This window comes from Aquisphaera insulae (genome assembly GCF_011064615.1).
Classification (GTDB): Bacteria; Planctomycetota; Planctomycetia; order Isosphaerales; family Isosphaeraceae; genus Aquisphaera; species Aquisphaera insulae.
The window spans coordinates 39,851-56,771 of the sequence record NZ_JAALJH010000015.1 but is presented as its reverse complement, the minus strand read 5'-3'; the positions used below and the strand labels follow the sequence as shown (position 1 = coordinate 56,771).

Annotated in this window: 15 protein-coding genes; 5 read left to right on the top strand and 10 right to left on the bottom strand. The window is 69.7% G+C overall.

What is annotated here, in order from left to right:
- Nucleotides 1–19: 19 nt before the first annotated feature.
- A complete protein-coding gene (locus tag G6O54_RS11105; protein ID WP_165224763.1) occupies nucleotides 20–1,345 on the top strand; it encodes a hypothetical protein in 1,326 nt (441 codons plus the stop codon).
- 189 nt (nucleotides 1,346–1,534) lie between these two features.
- Here G6O54_RS11105 and G6O54_RS11100 read toward each other — a convergent pair whose 3' ends face one another.
- The 7 genes from G6O54_RS11100 to G6O54_RS11070 all read right to left on the bottom strand — a co-directional run bounded on the left by G6O54_RS11100 (nucleotide 1,535) and on the right by G6O54_RS11070 (nucleotide 6,537).
- A complete protein-coding gene (locus G6O54_RS11100; RefSeq protein ID WP_165224759.1) occupies nucleotides 1,535–2,362 on the bottom strand; it encodes an ABC transporter permease subunit in 828 nt (275 codons plus the stop codon).
- The gene (locus G6O54_RS11095) at nucleotides 2,359–3,285 is read right to left on the bottom strand and encodes an ABC transporter ATP-binding protein (RefSeq protein ID WP_165224756.1); all 927 of its coding nucleotides are present in this window, start codon (nucleotides 3,283–3,285) and stop codon (nucleotides 2,359–2,361) included. The genes G6O54_RS11100 and G6O54_RS11095 overlap by 4 nt, the downstream gene beginning before the upstream one ends.
- Before the next feature lie 109 nt (nucleotides 3,286–3,394).
- Nucleotides 3,395–3,868 carry a hypothetical protein gene (locus G6O54_RS11090; protein WP_165224753.1) on the bottom strand — a complete coding sequence of 158 codons (474 nt, stop codon included), beginning with the start codon at nucleotides 3,866–3,868 and terminating at the stop codon, nucleotides 3,395–3,397.
- The gene (locus tag G6O54_RS11085; RefSeq protein WP_165224750.1) at nucleotides 3,843–4,277 is read right to left on the bottom strand and encodes a DUF3226 domain-containing protein; all 435 of its coding nucleotides are present in this window, start codon (nucleotides 4,275–4,277) and stop codon (nucleotides 3,843–3,845) included. The genes G6O54_RS11090 and G6O54_RS11085 overlap by 26 nt, the downstream gene beginning before the upstream one ends.
- On the bottom strand, nucleotides 4,274–4,540 hold the full coding sequence (locus G6O54_RS11080; RefSeq protein ID WP_165224747.1) for a DUF3226 domain-containing protein: 267 nt from the start codon (nucleotides 4,538–4,540) through the stop codon (nucleotides 4,274–4,276). The genes G6O54_RS11085 and G6O54_RS11080 overlap by 4 nt, the downstream gene beginning before the upstream one ends.
- Entirely contained in the window at nucleotides 4,537–5,697 is a 1,161-nt protein-coding gene (locus G6O54_RS11075; RefSeq protein ID WP_165224744.1) for an AAA family ATPase, read from the bottom strand. Before G6O54_RS11075 ends, G6O54_RS11080 begins: the two co-directional genes overlap by 4 nt.
- Nucleotides 5,698–5,760: 63 nt before the next feature.
- Entirely contained in the window at nucleotides 5,761–6,537 is a 777-nt protein-coding gene (locus tag G6O54_RS11070) for an ADP-ribosylglycohydrolase family protein (protein ID WP_165224741.1), read from the bottom strand.
- A 166-nt stretch (nucleotides 6,538–6,703) separates the two neighbouring features.
- On the opposite strand from G6O54_RS11070, the gene G6O54_RS11065 reads away from it, so the two are divergent.
- Nucleotides 6,704–7,846, top strand: a complete 1,143-nt coding sequence (locus G6O54_RS11065) for an alpha/beta hydrolase (RefSeq protein ID WP_165224738.1) — start codon at nucleotides 6,704–6,706, stop codon at nucleotides 7,844–7,846.
- A gap of 132 nt (nucleotides 7,847–7,978) precedes the next feature.
- Nucleotides 7,979–8,815, top strand: coding sequence for a hypothetical protein (locus G6O54_RS11060; protein ID WP_165224735.1), 837 nt, complete (start codon nucleotides 7,979–7,981; stop codon nucleotides 8,813–8,815).
- A gap of 194 nt (nucleotides 8,816–9,009) precedes the next feature.
- Here G6O54_RS11060 and G6O54_RS11055 read toward each other — a convergent pair whose 3' ends face one another.
- Complete coding sequence (locus G6O54_RS11055; protein ID WP_165224732.1) at nucleotides 9,010–9,660, bottom strand: HdeD family acid-resistance protein; 651 nt, start codon at nucleotides 9,658–9,660, stop codon at nucleotides 9,010–9,012.
- A 293-nt stretch (nucleotides 9,661–9,953) separates the two neighbouring features.
- Here G6O54_RS11055 and G6O54_RS11050 point away from each other — a divergent pair, with 293 nt between their 5' ends.
- Nucleotides 9,954–11,498: an HlyD family secretion protein gene (locus G6O54_RS11050; protein WP_165224729.1), complete on the top strand. Its 1,545-nt coding sequence runs from the start codon at nucleotides 9,954–9,956 to the stop codon at nucleotides 11,496–11,498.
- Nucleotides 11,495–13,078, top strand: a complete 1,584-nt coding sequence (locus tag G6O54_RS11045) for a DHA2 family efflux MFS transporter permease subunit (protein WP_165224726.1) — start codon at nucleotides 11,495–11,497, stop codon at nucleotides 13,076–13,078. Before G6O54_RS11050 ends, G6O54_RS11045 begins: the two co-directional genes overlap by 4 nt.
- A 245-nt stretch (nucleotides 13,079–13,323) precedes the next feature.
- Here the strand turns inward: G6O54_RS11045 and G6O54_RS11040 are convergent, their stop codons facing one another.
- Nucleotides 13,324–14,826: a glycoside hydrolase family 32 protein gene (locus G6O54_RS11040; RefSeq protein ID WP_165224723.1), complete on the bottom strand. Its 1,503-nt coding sequence runs from the start codon at nucleotides 14,824–14,826 to the stop codon at nucleotides 13,324–13,326.
- Nucleotides 14,827–15,117: 291 nt separating this feature from the next.
- Entirely contained in the window at nucleotides 15,118–16,581 is a 1,464-nt protein-coding gene (locus tag G6O54_RS11035; RefSeq protein WP_165224720.1) for a TolC family protein, read from the bottom strand.
- Between the last annotated feature and the right edge of the window lie 340 nt (nucleotides 16,582–16,921).

The window sequence follows — 16,921 nt, the reverse complement described above, 5'->3', positions numbered from 1 at the left end:
AACAAGGCGATATAAGAACATGGCACAGGCGCATCGCACAGCAGACCACAGCCTGTGGTTCAACCAAGCCAATTCCCGGGAGTCACCTGGTGAAGGGCTGCTCAACGTTCTGAGGGCCCTGACGGCCGGCCAGGAAATCTCGCTGCTGCTCGGCGGCGTGCAGACGCGGTGGGCGCGTTTCGCCGGCGGCCAGTTTGCCCTCCGCGCTGCCGACGCCGCCACACGTCAAGCGTGGGATGCGATTGCCCCTGGGACATGGGTGGCGGTGTCGCTGGTGTTGGCCGACGCCGCTCCCGCGCCCCTCGTCGGGCAAGGGGCGGCCACCGAGGAGCCACAGGCTCCGCCAACGGCGTCCCCGGTCCGAAGCCTTCAATCGGCACCCCAAGGTGAGGCGGACGAGCGACCCGGCCGACTATTCGACACCTACCTGTTCATCGACTGGAGCGCCACCAATGGCCGCGCCACTGCGCCGTCTGCAGACCAAGTCTGGTTGTGCGAAATGGCAGCCGGAGCGTCACCAGCCGAACAGTGGTTCCCCGGAAGGCGGGAGTGTGCCGCCCACGTCGAGGCCCGCCTCCTGCGGCACGTTGCCGCCGGCCGTCGCGTCCTCGTCGGGTTCGACTTCGCCTACGGCTACCCCCGCGGGTTCGCCGACGCAGCGGGCTTGCCGACTCCATCCGGCAAGTGGCTAGCGGTGTGGGCCGCGCTCTCTGCCCTGCTGCGCGACGAGGAGAACCGATCGAACCGCTTCGACGTCGCTTCCGCCCTTAACGCGATGATGACCACGGCGGGCGCGGCGCCGGGCCCGTTCTGGAACACGCCGACGCCCGGCGCAGTCCTGGCTGCCACGTCCCCCGCCTTCCCCTTCGTTGCCCGCAACGGAGTGACTCTCTCCGCGTGGCGGGCCACCGAGGAGCGCCTCCGGCAGGCCGGCATGCAGCCGCAGTCGGCGTTCAAGCTCTTCACCCCCGGCAGCGTGGGGAGCCAGGCGCTGACGGGCATCCCCGTCGTCCACTACCTGCGCCGCCATCCGCTCCTTGCTGGCGTCAGTCTGGTGTGGCCGTTCGAGACAGGCTTCACGGCGGAACTCGCTCCTGGCCGACGGCCGTTCGTCCTGCACACCGAGATCTGGCCGGGCGTCGTGAAGCAGATGGCCGAGCAGTTCATCGCCGCAGACCCACTGCTCATCAAGGACCAGGCGCAGGTGCGGGCCATGTGCCTCTGGGCGGACGGGCACGATGGGGCTGGGACTCTCGCCCCCTTCTTCTCGGCCCCGGCCGACCTATCGTGGTCTGCTGTCGAGCGCTGCATCTGCGAGGAGGGCTGGGTGCTCGGTACAGTGTGACGATAATGCAGAATATTCCAACCTTAAAGGGGGGGGTGAGGGCTTACTCTGCCCGACGGGCGCGGTCCTGGTTGGCTGGCCAGCTCATCAGAACCTGCTTCGTCCTGGTCGCCCGAAGCAGGGGAAGTCGATTGGCGGCTCGATGGCCTTCTCCACCCTTGTTGCCCTCCACCCGTGGACGGCGACCCCTCAGCTATTCGACGGCAGGTCCCGGCGGTGGAAGACGGCGAAGGCCAGGATGACGCCCGTCGCGGCCACGATGCCGAGGCCGGTCGCGTGGGGGGCGAAGGTCTCGCCGGTGACGGCGACCTCCACCGGGTCGAAGGCCTTGAAGACGGAGAACCGGCCGATCCATTCCCAGTCGGACAGGGTCGGGAACGTGGAGGCCACGCCGGCGACGAAGCCGGCGATCGTGAGGGTGGCGGCGAACAGGTTGGGCCGCCAGCGGACGACGTCCCACGAGCCGAGCAGCAGCGAGTAGCCATAGACGGCCAGGCCGACCATCGCCAGGTTCGCCGCCGGCATGATCAGGGCCATCGCCGAGGGCGGGTCCGAGACCTTGTTGTAGAGCCCGCCGATCCGGTTGCCGATCACCAGCGCCGCGGCCAGGACCAGGAAGCCGAGGACCGCGACCAGGACCTGCGTGGCCAGGTACTCCCAGCGCGAGACCGGGCGGGACAGGGTCACGTCGAGCGTGCCGCGCTCGATCTCCCCGGCCACCGCCGCGGACCCGCGCGAGATCGCCCAGGTGCAGACGATCAGGAAGACGAACGGATGGCTCCAGAACATGACCTGGAAGGCGAGCGAGGAGAAATCCATCGCCTTCCCCCCCATCCCCCGGGTGAACTGGGTGAACCGCTCGGCGTCCTCGCCGGTCACCTCGCGGAACCTCCGCTCGACCCGGCAGGCGATGAACGCGGAGAGCCAGCCCAGGCCGAAGAGGGCGGACGCCGCCAGGCCCAGGAACCATCGCGATTCGCCGAGCTGGCGGCGGAGCATCGTGCCGAACGCGGTCATGACAGCTCCTCCTCGTCCTCTTGCTCCCGGTCGTCCCTCGCCTCGGTGCCGTGGAAGCGGTCGTAGAGGCTCCGCAGGTCCTCGGTGCCGACGGCGAGATCCACGATCGGCTCCGCGCCGATCCAGGTCGCCAGCGGAGAGACCGGCCCGCGGTGCTCCCAGAGGATCGTCTGCCCCTTCCGCTCGCGGACGACCAGGCCGAGCTCCTCCGGGAACCGGTCCGGGAGTTCTCCCTCGTAGCGGGCCAGGACCAGCCGCAGGCCGCGGCGGTCACGCATGTCCTCGATGTGCATCAGCCGGCCCCTTCGCATGATCGCGACCCGATCGGCCACGGCCTCCACCTCGGAGAGGACGTGCCCGGAGAAGACCACCGTCTGGCCGGCGTCGCGCGCCTGGTGGACCAGGTTGACGACGTCGTTCCGCACCGTCGGATCGAGCGCGGACGTGGGCTCGTCGAGGATCAGGATGTCGACCGGATCGGCGAACGCCTGCGCCAGGGCGAGCTTCTGCTTCATGCCCGTGGAGTACGCCCGGACCCTGCGGTTGAGGTCGAGCTTGAGCACCCGCTCGGCGATGGCGACGGCCCGCTCCAGGGCCTCGCCGCCGCGGAGGTCGCTCATGTAGCAGAGCATCTTGAAGCCGGTCAGGTGGCCGAACAGGCGGATCTCGCCGGGCAGGTAAGAGACCCGCCGGCGCATCTCCCGGCCGTCGCGCCACGGGTCGAGGCCGGCCACGCTGGCGGTGCCGGCCGTCGGCCGGAGCATCCCCAGCAGCAGCCGGATCAGGGTCGTCTTGCCCGCCCCGTTGGGCCCGAGCAGGCCCAGGACCTCCCCCTTGCGGACCTCCAGGCTCATGTCGGACAGGGCCGCGAAGCGGCCGTAGTGCTTCGTCAGCCCCAGGGTGGCGATCACCGGCTCGGCCATCAATGCTCCTCGCTCGTCTCGTCGTGGACCGCGGCCATCCGGCCCGAGATGTTACCCGATTTCGCGGGCGAGGGTCTCGGGATTCTCGGCGCCGTCGAGCCCGTTCCGCTCATTTCCGCCCCTCCGTCGACGTCCGCAAGGGCGGGACGGGGACCACGTCCCTGCCCTGGAAGTGGAGCGTCCCTTCCTGGTTGTACTCCCAGCCCTCCGGCCAGAAGTCCGCCGGCCACCGCGAGTCGACCGGGCGGGCGAAGTAGTAGCTGAGGAAGCTGTGAAAGGCGCCGTGGAGCTGGAGCCGCGCCGGCACCCCCTCGGCCGGCGCCCTGTATTGCCACCCCTCCGGCACGGCGGCGAGGTAATCGGGGACCAGGTCCTCCAGCCTCTCGGGGTAGAGCCCCACGTCGCTCCGATAGGCGTAGACGGCCTGCACGAGGGGCCGGCCCTTCTCGATGTTGCGCGCGAAGACCCCGGGGTAGGCGTGGACCCCGTAGAACACATTGAGGATGACCAGGAGCGGGACGCCGAGGACGACGGCGACGACGCCAAGGACGATGAGGTTACCGATCCGGGACGTCTTCCCCATGGCCGCCTCCTCCCGAGCCTGGGGTGAGGGTCACTTCGTAGAGCGCCCGGAACCAGTCGACGAACCGCCCCGCGATCGGGCCGTCGTGGCGGAAGGACCGCGCCTTGACCGCCAGCCCGTAGGGCCGGCCCGGGACGTCCTGCCAGGCGAGCCACGCGTGGATCAGGGCCTTCAGGCGGTCCTGGGGCGGGAAGCCCGCGCCGAGGTCTTTCGCCCGATCCGTGGCCGACTCCGCATGGCCGATGATCGGGTCCTGATCGGCGACGAGGTCCCGGAGGAACTCCTCGAGCGTCCCATCGCGGACGTTGTCCGGCATGAGCCAGACGCCGACGCGGGAATGGTAGGCCGAGACGCCGATGAAGCCGCCGGCGGGGATCTGCTCGGGGACGTCCTCAACTCTCGCGTTCACGAGGTGCTGGCGGACCGAGGCCCAGCGGGCGGCGATCGGCGAGTCGGCGTCGAGGCGAAGCCGACCGCCCTGCCGCCGGCCAACTCCACGGCGGTTTCTATCGTCTTCAGGAGCTTCTCCACGCCGATGACCTTCTCGATCTCCGGTGCTGAAGCGTTCGTCCTGTAGTCGATGCCATGGGCCTCGACCAGGTTGGCGATCGCGTGGAGATCGTCGGTGCCTTCCACGTAGAGCCTCGACCGGGCGGAAATCGCGGGCATCATCGCACCTCGATGGCCTGCTCAACGGCGATCTGAAGCTTCTCGGAGTCGAGGTCGATGGATTCGTCGAGGTCCGGGTCGATCTTCTGCACCGAGACGTCAACCCCCAGGTCCGGATGCCGCTCGCAGAGCCAGGCCAGGCCGCGGATGCAGTCCTGGCTGTGGGTGGTGGCGAAGACCTGGACGTCGTACGCCTTCGCCGCGTTGACCAGCATCAGCCACATGTCCCCGAGGATCGAATAGTGCAGCCCCGTGTCGATCTCATCGACGAGCAGGATCCCGCCCCGGGCCTGGTCCAGCGAGAGGGCCAGGGCCAGCATTCTCCGGATCCCCTCGCCGAAGTTGCCCAGCGGCACGCGCTTCCGCTTCGGATCCTCGAAGGCGACGAGGATCCCGCCGCGGCCGTTCCGGGAGGCCCGTTCGCCGCTCAGGAAGAAGACGTTGGAAATCTCCGGCTCCAGGATCTTGAGCGCCCGGATGACGTCGGCCTCGCGGCCCTCGGTGAGGACCGCGTCCCACATCGAGGCCATCGCACGGGGGGGGAGGGACTCCGTCGTGATGAGCTGGATGTTGACGGCATCCGCCGGCTCGCCGACGCCGAAGAAACTGGGCTCCAGGAGGAGGGCCCCGCTGTCGGAAGCGGGGATGAGCGGCCAGAGTGGCCGGTGCTCGCCTCCCGTGATCTCGACGAAGAGGTGATTCCCGAGCTGCACCGCGACCTCCTCCACCGAGGCTCCGCGTCGAAGGGTGACCCCGCTCGGGTGAGCGAATTGCAGTTGCCTCGTCTTTTCGATCTCCGAGAGCCGGGCGACCTTCAGTTCGAGGTGGCCGCAGCCAATCTCCCCGTGCAGCGAGAGGGACTTGCCCGAGCCGAATTCATATCCATGAAAGAAGGGCGATACGTCCGCATAAGAGTTCTCGCTTGCGTCGCCGGCGGCAATCCTCTCGCCGCGCCGGGTCGCGATCTCGGCCAGGACCCTCGGATCCCCCTGCGCGGCCAGGATCCGCACCGCCTCCAGGATCGACGTCTTCCCGCAGTTGTTCTTGCCGACGAGCAGGTTGACCCGGGCCAGGCCGTCCAGGCGGTATCGCCGGAACCCTCGGTAATTCTCGAGCTGGAGACTCTTGAGCATCGCGCAGGCACCCCTGTCGCGGGACACGAATCATCCCCTGAAGGTTAGCACAGACCCCGCCGCGGCGGCAGTCCGCCCATCAATCCTCCCTCACCGCGCCGCCTCGTACCGCTCCTGGAACCGCCGGACGACCTCGGCCAGGGGCTCGTCGAGGATCTCGAGGACCGGCTCGGAGATCTCCGCGGGGACGCCGCGGTGGAAGGCGTGCGCGATGCCGCCGGCGATGCAGGCCTGGGTGTCGGCGTCGCCCCCCAGCGAGATGGCCAGGCGGACGGCGTGCTCGAAATCGGTGGACTCCAGGAACGCCAGGATCGCCTCCGGGACCGAGCCCTGGCAGGTCACGTCGAAGGCATACCGCGGGCGGATCTCGTCGAGCGTCCGGTCCAGGTCGTAGTCGAACGTTTTCGCCACGTAGTCGCGGATCTCGTCCTTGGTGCTGCCGGTGCGGGCCAGGAAGATCGACGCGGCGACGGCCTGGGCCCCCTTGATCCCCTCCGGGTGGTTGTGGGTGACCTCGGCGCTCTCGCGGGCCCGGTCGAGGACCTCGTCGAGCGAGTCATACGCGAAGCCGACCGGCGAGACCCGCATCGCGGAGCCGTTGCCGAAGCTGTTGTACGGCTCGGCCCCCGGCGCGAGCGCCCAGTGGTGGAAGGAACCCCCGAAGCCGGCCTTCGGATAGCGCCGGTAGTACGACTTCAGCAGCGAGACGTACGGCGTCCCCTCCAGGATGCTCTCCGCCAGGGCCACCGTCAGCACCGTGTCGTCGGTGAACCGGCAGCGGTCGTGGAAGAGGGGGAAGAACGTCGCCTTGATCGGGTTGGCCTCGAAGACCGAGCCGATGACGTCGCCGGCGATCGCGCCGAGCATGGCGGTGTACCTCCCCGACGGCGACAGGGACGGCGAACCGTTCTTACGTCCCTTGTCGCTCCTCTCCCATGATCTTACGATGAACGGGGCGGCGACGGCCAGGAGCGGCCGGCGGGCGACGAGCCGGGTCGAGGGTTCGAAAACAATCCTTGCGGGATACACGACGATGCGCGACGGGATACGCGGGTGGGGCGGCAGGGGGCTGGCGGCGGTCCTGGCCGGCCTGGTCATCGTCGGGATGGCGGTGGCGCAGCAGCCGAAGCCGCCCGGTCGCGCCCGGGTGAGGAACCAGGGCGGGGCGCCGCTGAAGAAGGCCCGGCCCGAGGCCGCCGACCCGCTCAACCCGGCCAACGCCAGGGCCGTCGAGAAGGCCGCGGAGAAGTCGGCGGCCGGGACGTACCATTTCACCTTCCGCCTCCGCTCGTTCGACGGCACCCCGCTGGCCGCCTCGTACTACCCGTCCAAGCTCGCCACCGGCGCGGCGGTCGTCATGCTCGTGCACGAGGGCGGCCGGGCGCGCAAGGACTTCGAGGATCCGGTCTCCGACCTGAAGGGCAAGGGGCTGGCCGAGCACCTCCAGCAGGAAGGCTACGCGGTGCTCTCCCTGGACCTCCGCGGCCAGGGCCAGAACGCCCGCCGCGAGCTCACCCAGGGGGACCGCCAGCAGCTCGCCGAGGACCTCCAGGCCGCCTACATCTTCCTCCTGGACCGCCACAACCGCGGGGACCTGAACATCGCCAAGCTCGGCGTCCTGGGCGTGGGAGAGGGGGCGAACCTCGCCGCCGCCTGGGCCTACCAGCCCGGCGCCGCGGTCTCCACCGACGGCCGCGCCAGCGACCTCAACGGCCTGATCCTGATCTCCCCCATGCCCGCGGGCTACGGATACGCGCTGAAATCCCTGGTCCCCTCGCTGGCCCCGCGCGTCCCCCTGGCCCTCCTCGCCGGCGCCAAGGACGCCCCCTCCAAGGACACCGTCGAGGCCGTCCGCGGCGTCGTCGAGCGCGTCCGGCTCAACCGGATCGAGCTCTTCCCCTCCTCGCTCCACGGCTACAAGCTCCTCCGCCTGGAGCCCAAGGTCAGCGAGGCCATCACCCGCTTCCTGGAGAACAGCGTCAAGCTCCGCCCCACCGAGTGGGAGCCCCGCTACAACCTCATCCCCGTCACCGTCTCCGAGATCGTCACCGTCCGCCACAAGGAGCCGGAAAAGAAGCCTGAGGCCGAAAAGAAGGCCGCCGAGAAGAAGGACGACGCCGAGAAGAAGGACGACGCCGAGAAGAAGGACGACGCCGAGAAGAAGGACCGGCCCTGACCCGAGCGGAATTCCCTCGGCTGGCCCCTTCCCACGCGCCGGAAGGCCGATAGAATGACCATCGTCTGACACATGTCATAGAGGGGCGGCTCGGCGGAGCCCAGTTCCGGTCCTGGAGAGGGGAGGAGCCCGATGACGGTCCTGGCGGAAGATCCGACGTACCTGGCGGTCGGGTTGGTCCTGGCGGCGGCGGCCTGCTTCGTGGCGGTGCGGGTCACGCAGCAGGGGAAGTTCCTGATGTGGGCGATGGGGGCGCTCGGGGTGGCGGGCCTGCTGGTGCTGGTGGACTACCTGTGGGTGACGGACAACGAGCGGATCGAGCGGGTGGTCTACGACCTGAGGGGGGCGGTCCTGGCGAGCGACGCCGACCGGGTGCTGGCGAACCTGACGCCGGACGTGGAGTACGTCCAGAACGAGATGGCGATCTCCGGCGAGGCGACGCGCGAGCTGATCCGCGCGAATCTGAGGAACGCGACCTTCGATTTCGTCCACCTGCGCGACCTCCAGGCCAGCGCGGGGCGGCGGACCCGCCGGGGCAAGGCGGAGTTCCGCGTCTACGCGCGGGGGACGCTGAAGACGTCGCTGGGGGGCTCGTACAACGTGGGGACGGTCAACACGACGTGGTCCCTGGGATTCCAGGAGACCGCGCCGGGGGTCTGGCAGGTGAACCGGATCACGCCCGTGGTGGTGCCCGACGGCGCGATCCAGACCCCCATGCCGGCCATCCCCGACATCGGGCTGCGAGGGAGGCCCGGGCCCGGGCGGGTCTGGTCCGGGCCGTTCCGCCCGCCGCCGGAGGGGGCCCCAGACCCCGCCCGGCGGCCCCCGCACAACCGACGGCCCGGCGGCCCCCGCGCGGGCGTCTCCGACGCGAATGAGGGGGGAGAGCATCACCCCTCGCGGCCCGGGGAAAGCGCCGGCGATCCCCCGAAGGAGAAGCGATCCCGGAGGGAAGCGGTCGTCGATTAGGGCGCGGGACGAACGGCCCGACGCCCGAATCCCCCCCGGAAGCAGGGGGCGCATGTCCGGCTCTCCCCCTCTGACCAAGGGGCAGTTGGAGGGGGTGAATGGCGCGAGCCATCGCGATCGAAATCACCCCCCTGAATCCCCCCTTCGTAAGGGGGGAAGCGAACGAGTCGCGGCGAAAGCGACGGCTGGGTGGCTCACGACGCATCCGGCGGCGGGGCGGTCGCGGGCGTGCCCGAATGGTGGTGGTGGCCCGGGTGGCGGGCCGCGATGCCCCTCAGCCGGAGGGCCAGCATGATCCAGGTCCAGCCGCTGAAGAGCATGTCGATGCCCACGAACAGGCCGATCACCCAGAGCGACGAGCCCGGCCACTCCATCCAGATGAGGATGCCCAGGAAGAGATTCAGGAGCCCGCCCAGCAGGACCCAGCCCCACTGCGGGAACCGGTACGCCAGCGCGACGATGATCCGGAAGAGGCCCCCCACCATCAGGGCGCAGGCGAGCAGCAGGGTGAGCGCGGCGGCCGCCTGGACGGGCTGGCGGATGAAGAGAATGCCGAGGACCGCGTAGAGGACGCCCATCAGCAGGACCAGGAAGAATCCGCTCCAGTCCCGCGTCCAGAAGGCGCCCACGAGCTGCGCCCCGCCGCCGATCAGGAGCAGCACGCCGATGGTCAGCGACGTGGCCAGCGTGGCCACCAGGGGCAGGCCCATGGCCAGCGTGCCGGAGATCACCAGGATGATCCCCAGGGCCAGCAGCCACGGCCAGTTGCCGCGGATCGCCTCCAGCTCGTGGCGGAGCACCCGCCGCATGACGACGGCATCGGGGGTTGCATTGCCGAGACTCATGACGTCCCTCCCAGGGCCGAGATTCCGGTGCGGTCATTCCTGAACGATCGCTCAGGACGGATCGCCCGTGCGAAACCCGCGCCGCCCGCGCGGCGGGGGTCGCGACGACGAGGCCATCCCGCGGATCCTACCGGATCGGCGAGGCCGTCGCGAGCCACCCGCCCGCGCGGCGAGGGCTTGCCGGGCCGGTCCGCCGGATATAGAGTCCAGGAAGAGGGAGCGGGCCCGCGGCCCTCGCAAACAGCCTCGACGCGCCGCCGGCCGCCCGCGCCACCGACAGGAAGATCCCCCCCTTGAACACGGAACAGGACCGCGAGGTCTCCACGCCGGCCTCGGGCGCGGCGGGCATTCCCCCATCCGCGACGCGCAAGGACGCCCCCGGCGACGCCCCCGAGGCGTCGCCCCCGACGGAGCATGCCCCCCCGTCGAGGCCGTCGCACCCGGGCGGCAGGCGGCTGCTGATCGGCCTGGTGCTGGTGGCGGCGATCGCGACCGCGGTCGCCTGGTCCTGGCCGCGGCTCGTCGTCCTGTGGAACTCGGAGCACACCGACGACGCGTACGTCGCCGGGCACGTCACGTACGTCGCCCCGCGCGTGGCGGGCACGATCCTGGAGATCCGCGTCGACGACAACGACTTCGTCAAGAAGGGGGACCTCCTCGTCGAGCTCGACCCGGAGCTCTACCGCGTGGCGGAGGGCCGCGCGGCCGCCGCGGTGGCGGTGGCGGAGGCCCAGCTCGTGCAGGCGCGGTCCCAGGCGAAGGCCGTCGTGGCGGGCCTCCGCGCCGCGTTCAACAACCTGATCCTCACCACCGACGGGGTCGTCGAGGGGATCGCCAAGCTCAAGGCCAGCCTGGCGACCCAGGCCAAGGCCGCCGCCCAGCGGTCGCTCGCCGAGGCCGAGCTCCGCCGGGCGCGGAACCTGCTCCAGTCCAACAGCGGGACGCAGCAGGTCGTCGACCAGCGCGAGGCGTCCTACCAGGTCGCCGCGGCCACCGAGCTGGAGGCCCAGGAGCAGGTCCACCTGGCGCGGGCCGCCCTCGGATTGCCCTCGATCCCGCCGGCCGGCCAGGCCCCGGGCGACGTCCCCGCCGACTGGATCGGCCGCGCCCCGGCCGTCCGCGCGTCGCTCGCGGAGCTGATCAACGTGGCCGTCAAGCTCGGCATCGAGGTGCCCCCCATCGAGGAGGATCCGAAGACCGTCATCGAGAACTTCCGCAAGAAGGCCCCCGGCGGCGACCAGGACGCCTACCTGAATCAACTGGCCGAGGACTCCCCCCCGGTCCGGCTGGCGAAGGCCGGCATCGAGCAGGCGAGCCGGGCGCTCGACCAGGCGCGGATCGACCTCCGCGACACCAGGATCCACGCCGAGTTCGACGGCATCATCGGCCGCCGGGTCGCCAACCCGGGCAACCGCGTGCAGGCGGGCCAGGGGCTGATGATGCTCCGGTCGCTCGACGAGATCTGGATCGACGCCAACTTCAAGGAGACCCAGATCGCCGAGATCGCGATCGGCCAGCCGGTCGAGATTGCGGCCGACGCCTACCCCGGCCGGACCTATCGCGGCCGGGTCTCCGGCTTCGCCCCGGGGACCGGCGCCGCGACCGCGCTCCTGCCGCCGGAGAACGCGACGGGGAACTTCGTGAAGGTCGTCCAGCGGCTCCCCGTCCGGATCGACCTGGTGGACGGCAACCCCGCGGAGGCCCCGCTGTTCGTCGGCCTGTCGGTCGAGCCGCGGGTCCTGATCCGCGCGACGCCGACCGGCCCGTTCGCCGGCCGGAAGCTCCGCCGGCCCGTCGCGGAGGAAGCCCGGGCGACGGCCCCGGAGCCGTCGCGATGACGGCCGCCGCGGCGGATCGCGCGACCAATCCGTGGCTGGTGGCCCTCACGGTGACGATCGCCACGTTCATGGAGGTGCTCGACACGAGCATCGCCAACGTGGCGTTGCCGCACATCGCGGGGGACCTCGGGGCCTCCACCGACGACGCCAACTGGGTGCTGACCGGCTACCTCGTCGCCAACGCGATGATCATCCCGCTGTCGAGCTGGCTCTCCGCGGCGATGGGCCGGAAGGCCTATTACATGGCCTGCGTGGCGATGTTCACGGTCACGTCGGCCCTCTGCGGGCTGGCCCACACCCTGCCGATCCTGATCCTCTGGCGGGTCCTGCAGGGGATCGCCGGCGGCGGCCTCCAGCCGGTCTCGCAGGCGATCCTGCTGGACACCTTCCCCGCGAGCCGGCGGGCCGCGGGCATGGCCGTCTACGGCGTCGCCGCGCTCACCGCCCCGGTGCTCGGCCCGACGCTCGGCGGCTGGATCACCGACAATTACTCATGGCGGTGGATCTTCTACATCAACATCCCCGCCGGCATCCTCTCGCTGATCCTCAACGAGCTGCTCGTGGAGGACCCGGCCTACCTGAAGGCCGAGCGCGCGGCCATGCGGGAGAAGGGCCTGCGGATCGATCACGTCGGCATCGGCCTGATCGCGCTGGGCCTGGGCTGCCTGGAGGTCGTCCTGGACAAGGGGCAGGAGTGGGACTGGCTCGGCTCGCCGGCCATCCGGATCATGGTGATCCTCACGGCCATCGGCCTGGCCGGCGGCTTCTTCTGGGAATGGCGGCATCCCGCGCCGTTCATCAACCTGCGGCTGCTCCGCGACCGCAGCTTCTTCTTCGGCTGCGCCATCGTGGCCTCGACGTATGCCGTGCTCTATGGCAGCATCCTGCTGCTGCCGCAGATGATGCAGGGCCTGATGGGCTACGACGCCACGAATGCCGGGCTCGTGCTCTCGCCGGCCGGGTTCTTCTCGATGGTCACGATGATCCTCAGCGCCCTGGTCCTGCGCAAGGGGGCCGACGCGCGCTGGCTGATCTCGCTGGGCGGGGCCGTGATGGCCCTCGGCTCGTACTGGCTGGTGACCCTGAACCTCCAGGCCGGCCCGATGCAGCTCGTCTGGCCCCGCGTCGTGCAGATGGCCGGCGCCGGGCTGATGTTCGCGCCGCTCGCCGCGGCGGCCGTCCTCTACCTGCCGAAGACCGAGATGAACAACGCGAGCGGCCTGTTCAACATGCTCCGCAACGAGGGCTCGAGCGTGGGCATCGGCCTGTCCACCGCGGTCTTCCAGCGGAGGCTCCAGTTCCACACGTTCCGCCTGACCGAGGCCCTCCAGCCCCTCAGCGACGCCACGGGCGCCGCGCTCCAGGCCACCGGCCGGTTCTTCACCGCCGTCACCGGCGACCCCGCCCGCGGCGACCTGATGGGCCTCCGCGCCATCCGCCTGGTCCGCGACCAGCAGGCCTACGCCATGGCCTTCCTCGACTGCTTCTGGGTCTTCACCCTCATCGCCCTCGCCACCGTCCCCCTGGCCTGGCTCATGAAGCGATCCGTCGCCGAGGGCGATGTCCACCTTGGAGAATGAAGAGAAGAAAGGAGGAAACTAACCACAGAGGCACGGAGGCACGGAGAAGAGAGCAAGAACAATGTCGCGACGTCGATGCCGTCCTTGACTTCAATTCCGAGTCGAGGTTCGTCTCCGGTGATCGATCCTTCGACGCCCTCTCTCCTTCCATTCCGTTCCCTTCTCTCTCTCTCTCTCTCTCTCTCTCTCTTCTCCGCCCTTCTTTCTCTCCCCCCGGTCTTCTCCGTGTCTCTGTGCCTCTGTGGTTAGTTCGTCTTCGGTTCCCATACGTGATTCTTGCGAGCCTCCAGGAAGCCCTGGTTGGTCGGCTCGATCTTCCAGGTTTCCAGCGACTTGACGGCGGTGGGCGCGCCCACGCTGAAGCCCGAGAGTGTGGGCTTGCCGCGGTAGTCGGCGAACGAGGCGATCATGGCCTGGCGATCGTTGGCGAAGACCTCGACCAGGTACTTGTCCACGTAGATGCGGAGCGTGAGGTCCTCGCCCGGGGGGAGGCTCGAGACGGAGAAGGGGGCCTCGGCGGTGCCCACGCGGAGGGTGCCGTTCTCCGGCCGGAGCATGATCGGGAGCCCGCCCCCCTGCGGCGAGCCGAAGAGGACGAAGCCGAAGAGCTTCCGCTCGGCCTGGTCGCGGGCCACCGTGATCCGGATCTCCGCCGAGTCGCCCGGGAGCGTGGCGAGCACCTTGCCGGCGGGGGCGACCTTCGCCCGGACGTCGCCGATGGGGGGCTCGATGGCGAGGTTGCCGAGGGTGGCGTGATCCCGCCGCAGGGCCTCGAGCTCGCGGAGCGGCCGGATCCGGAGGACCCCGTCGGCGGGGAGGCTCAGCTCGCGGGGCAGGGACTCGATCGTCCGGTCGTCCATCGTGCCGTCGTCCTTGCCCAGGCAGGCCAGCCAGGCCCACATCACCCGCCGGCCGTCCGGCGTCAGCACGCTCTCGGGGGCGAAGTAATCCACCCGCCAGGGGGGGCCGTAGATGTTCTGGTCCTCGCGGCGGAAGTTCATCCGGCCCTGCGTCTGGGGCACGAACTGCTCCGCCTTCGCGTCCCAGTCGCCCAGGTAGTACCGGCATCCCAGGTTGTGGCTGATGCAGAGGAGCATCCACTTGTCGCCCAGCTTGAAGACGTTCGGGCACGAGATGTCCTCGCCGACGGCCACGTCCGGCAGGTCATGACGCAGGAAGGGGCCAACATGCGTCCACGTCTTCAGGTCCTTCGACTTCATCAGCGGCGGGTTGACGCCGCCGGAGATCGCGTAGTACGTGTCGCCGATCAGGAAGCAGTCGGGATCCCAGTGGTTGATCTTCGCCTCGGAGCCGTCGGCGTTGCGGACGTCCACGGGATAGGGCTTCTCCCAGGCCGAGAGCTTGTTGTCCGCGGCGACGGCGATCTGGTTCCGGCCCGATCCCTGCCCGTGGTAGATCGCGGCCGGCTTCCCTTCCTTCGTCAGGAACCCGGTGCCGCTGAACATGCCGTGCCCGGTGAACGACACCTGGAGCTTGGTCGGCTGCCAGGTCCAGTGCAGCATGTCCGGGCTCGTGACGTGGACGAACGCGAACGACCCCTTGTCCTTCCACGGGTGGGCCAGGATGTAGTGCAGGTGATAGGTGCCGTCGAGGTAGAACGCCGCGTTCGGGTCGCCCGGCAGGCTCGGCCCGCCCGGATGCATCAGGTGATAGTTCAGGACGAGATCGTCCGCCGGCTGGATCTTCTCGGCCGCGGGGGGCTCCGCGGCCCACGCAAACGTAGACATGACCGCCATCACGGCAAGGGCGCATCCCCGTGCGACGACGCTTCTCATAAATTCCTGCCTCTCCTGGTGTGATTCAGAGACGCGCACGCTTCGATGCGTCCGGTCGGGTGGGCTCACCTCGCAATGGTCGCACTGTAAGGCGCCTGAAGCCCCCCGGCAAGAGGGCTGAACCAGGCTCCTTCCGATCCGATTCCCGGCTCCCTCTCATCCCTCGCGTTCCCTTCCGCTCCCGTCTTCTCTTCCCCTTCTTCTCTGCGTCCTCTGCGTCTCTGTGGTTCGTTCTCTTGTTCTTTATAATGCACATATGGCCCGACGAAGGCGGAACTGCTCCATGAGGACGGCGTAGAACGCGTTGTAGTAGTCGGTGTACGTCTGGAGGCGGAGGGTCTCGGCGTCGAGGACCTCGGTGTTGGTGACGACCTGTTCGCGGTAGCGGTCGCGGGTCTCGCGGAGGTTCTCGTCGGCCTGGTGCATCGCCGACCTGGCCACGGCGAGCGCGGCGCGGGCGCTCTGGAGCGACAGCCAGGTGGAGCGGACGGAGAGGGCGATCTTCGACGCGGCTTCGTTCCGCTGCTTGAGCGACTGGGCCTCCTTGAAGCGGAGCGACTCGGCACGGCGGCTCGACCGGCCGGCGTCGCAGAGGAGCCAGGTCGCGGCGAACGACCCGGACCAGAAGTCGTTGCGGGTCATCTGGTCGTTCTGCAGGTACGTGAACCCGCCGATGAGGCCGACCTGGGGCTTCTTGACCGACTCCGCCACCCGGGCCTGGGCGGAATACGCCCGCGCCTGGCCGGCGAGCGCCGCGAGCTCCGACCGGCCGGACAGGGCGATGGCCGTGAGCCGCTCGATCTCCGCGTCCTGCTCCGGGCCCGTCGCGGGCGTGTCCTCGCCCGGGCCCGGCGCGTCGGGCAGGGGGCTGGGAAGGCCGGCGGCCGTGGGATCGGGGCCGTTGCCGTGGTCGTCGAACGAGGTCCGCGTGATCTCGGGGCCGGTGTGGATGGCCATCTCCTGGAGGGCGGTCGGCTCGGTGAGGGCCCGGCCGAGGAGCCGGTTGTACGCGGCGCGGGCCACGTCGCGTTCGTTCGTCGCCTGGATCACCCGCTGGCGGGCGCGGGCGAGCGAGACCTGAGAGGCCAGCAGGTCGGTCCGCTTGGCGATCCCCTCGCGGAAGAGGTTGTTCACGTCGCGTTGATGCGATTCCAGGCTGGTGGTGCTGGTCCGCGCCAGGAGGAGGAGCTTCTCGACGCGGAGGACGTTGAGGTAGGCCTGGGCGACGTCCAGCTTCAGGTCCTGGGCCGCGGTCGTCTCCTCCGCGTGCGCGGCGCCGGCCTGGGCGCTCGCGGCGTCGATCCCGGAGCGGACCCGGCCGCCGGTGTAGAGCGGGATGTTCATCAGGGTGGACGAGACGAAGAAGTCCTGATTCGCGAACGGGAACGAGAAGCTCAGTGGCGCGGAGGTACCCGGCAGGGCGAGGCTCGTCTTGAATGTCGGCGCGGTGTTCAGCCAGGTGTAGGCGTTCGTGCTGTTGACCATCGGCATCCGCTCGGCCCGGGCCGCGGCCAGCCCCTGGCGTGCGGCGGCCGTCCCGGCCTGCGACGCCTGCAGGCCCTGGTTGGATCCCAGGGCGATGGCCCAGGCGTCCTGCAGGGTCTCGTCGGCGATGAGCGTCCGGGGCAACCCCATCGCGATGGCCAGTGTCGCCATCATCGCCAGGCACGCGGCCTGCCCGGCCCCACGTCGTCTCGATCGCGCCACGATCTCCCCCCTCCTGGGTCGAGAGGGCCCGCATCTTCCTCGGGCCTCATCCCCTTCGATCGGATCGTTAGGGGACGGGGGATCAGGGCGGAGGCGGCGAGGGATCGATGTCGAGTCCAGCCTGGGGCGGTTGTGCCGATTATCGGGGAACTTGCGGCGTCTGGCCGCCGGGGTATCATGCGAATTCTGGGATGTGTTGTCATGCATCCCTTCGGTGGTCTGTCCTGTGTTCTGAGGCGAAGCCTCCAATACGTCTGTTTGGCAGTCAAATCCCTCAGATCGCCGATTGGCATTCGTGAGGCAAGACGACGCATCGGTCTCATCGAGGCATCGAGCGCAT

What these genes read in the sequence shown, in the direction of transcription:
- G6O54_RS11105 (WP_165224763.1), top strand. Translation starts at nt 20, where the DNA reads ATGGCACAGGCGCATCGCACAGCAGACCACAGCCTGTGGTTCAACCAA.
- G6O54_RS11100 (WP_165224759.1), bottom strand. Translation starts at nt 2,362, where the DNA reads ATGACCGCGTTCGGCACGATGCTCCGCCGCCAGCTCGGCGAATCGCGA.
- G6O54_RS11095 (WP_165224756.1), bottom strand. Translation starts at nt 3,285, where the DNA reads ATGGCCGAGCCGGTGATCGCCACCCTGGGGCTGACGAAGCACTACGGC.
- G6O54_RS11090 (WP_165224753.1), bottom strand. Translation starts at nt 3,868, where the DNA reads ATGGGGAAGACGTCCCGGATCGGTAACCTCATCGTCCTTGGCGTCGTC.
- G6O54_RS11080 (WP_165224747.1), bottom strand. Translation starts at nt 4,540, where the DNA reads ATGATGCCCGCGATTTCCGCCCGGTCGAGGCTCTACGTGGAAGGCACC.
- G6O54_RS11070 (WP_165224741.1), bottom strand. Translation starts at nt 6,537, where the DNA reads ATGCTCGGCGCGATCGCCGGCGACGTCATCGGCTCGGTCTTCGAGGCC.
- G6O54_RS11065 (WP_165224738.1), top strand. Translation starts at nt 6,704, where the DNA reads ATGCGCGACGGGATACGCGGGTGGGGCGGCAGGGGGCTGGCGGCGGTC.
- G6O54_RS11060 (WP_165224735.1), top strand. Translation starts at nt 7,979, where the DNA reads ATGACGGTCCTGGCGGAAGATCCGACGTACCTGGCGGTCGGGTTGGTC.
- G6O54_RS11055 (WP_165224732.1), bottom strand. Translation starts at nt 9,660, where the DNA reads ATGAGTCTCGGCAATGCAACCCCCGATGCCGTCGTCATGCGGCGGGTG.
- G6O54_RS11045 (WP_165224726.1), top strand. Translation starts at nt 11,495, where the DNA reads ATGACGGCCGCCGCGGCGGATCGCGCGACCAATCCGTGGCTGGTGGCC.
- G6O54_RS11040 (WP_165224723.1), bottom strand. Translation starts at nt 14,826, where the DNA reads ATGTCTACGTTTGCGTGGGCCGCGGAGCCCCCCGCGGCCGAGAAGATC.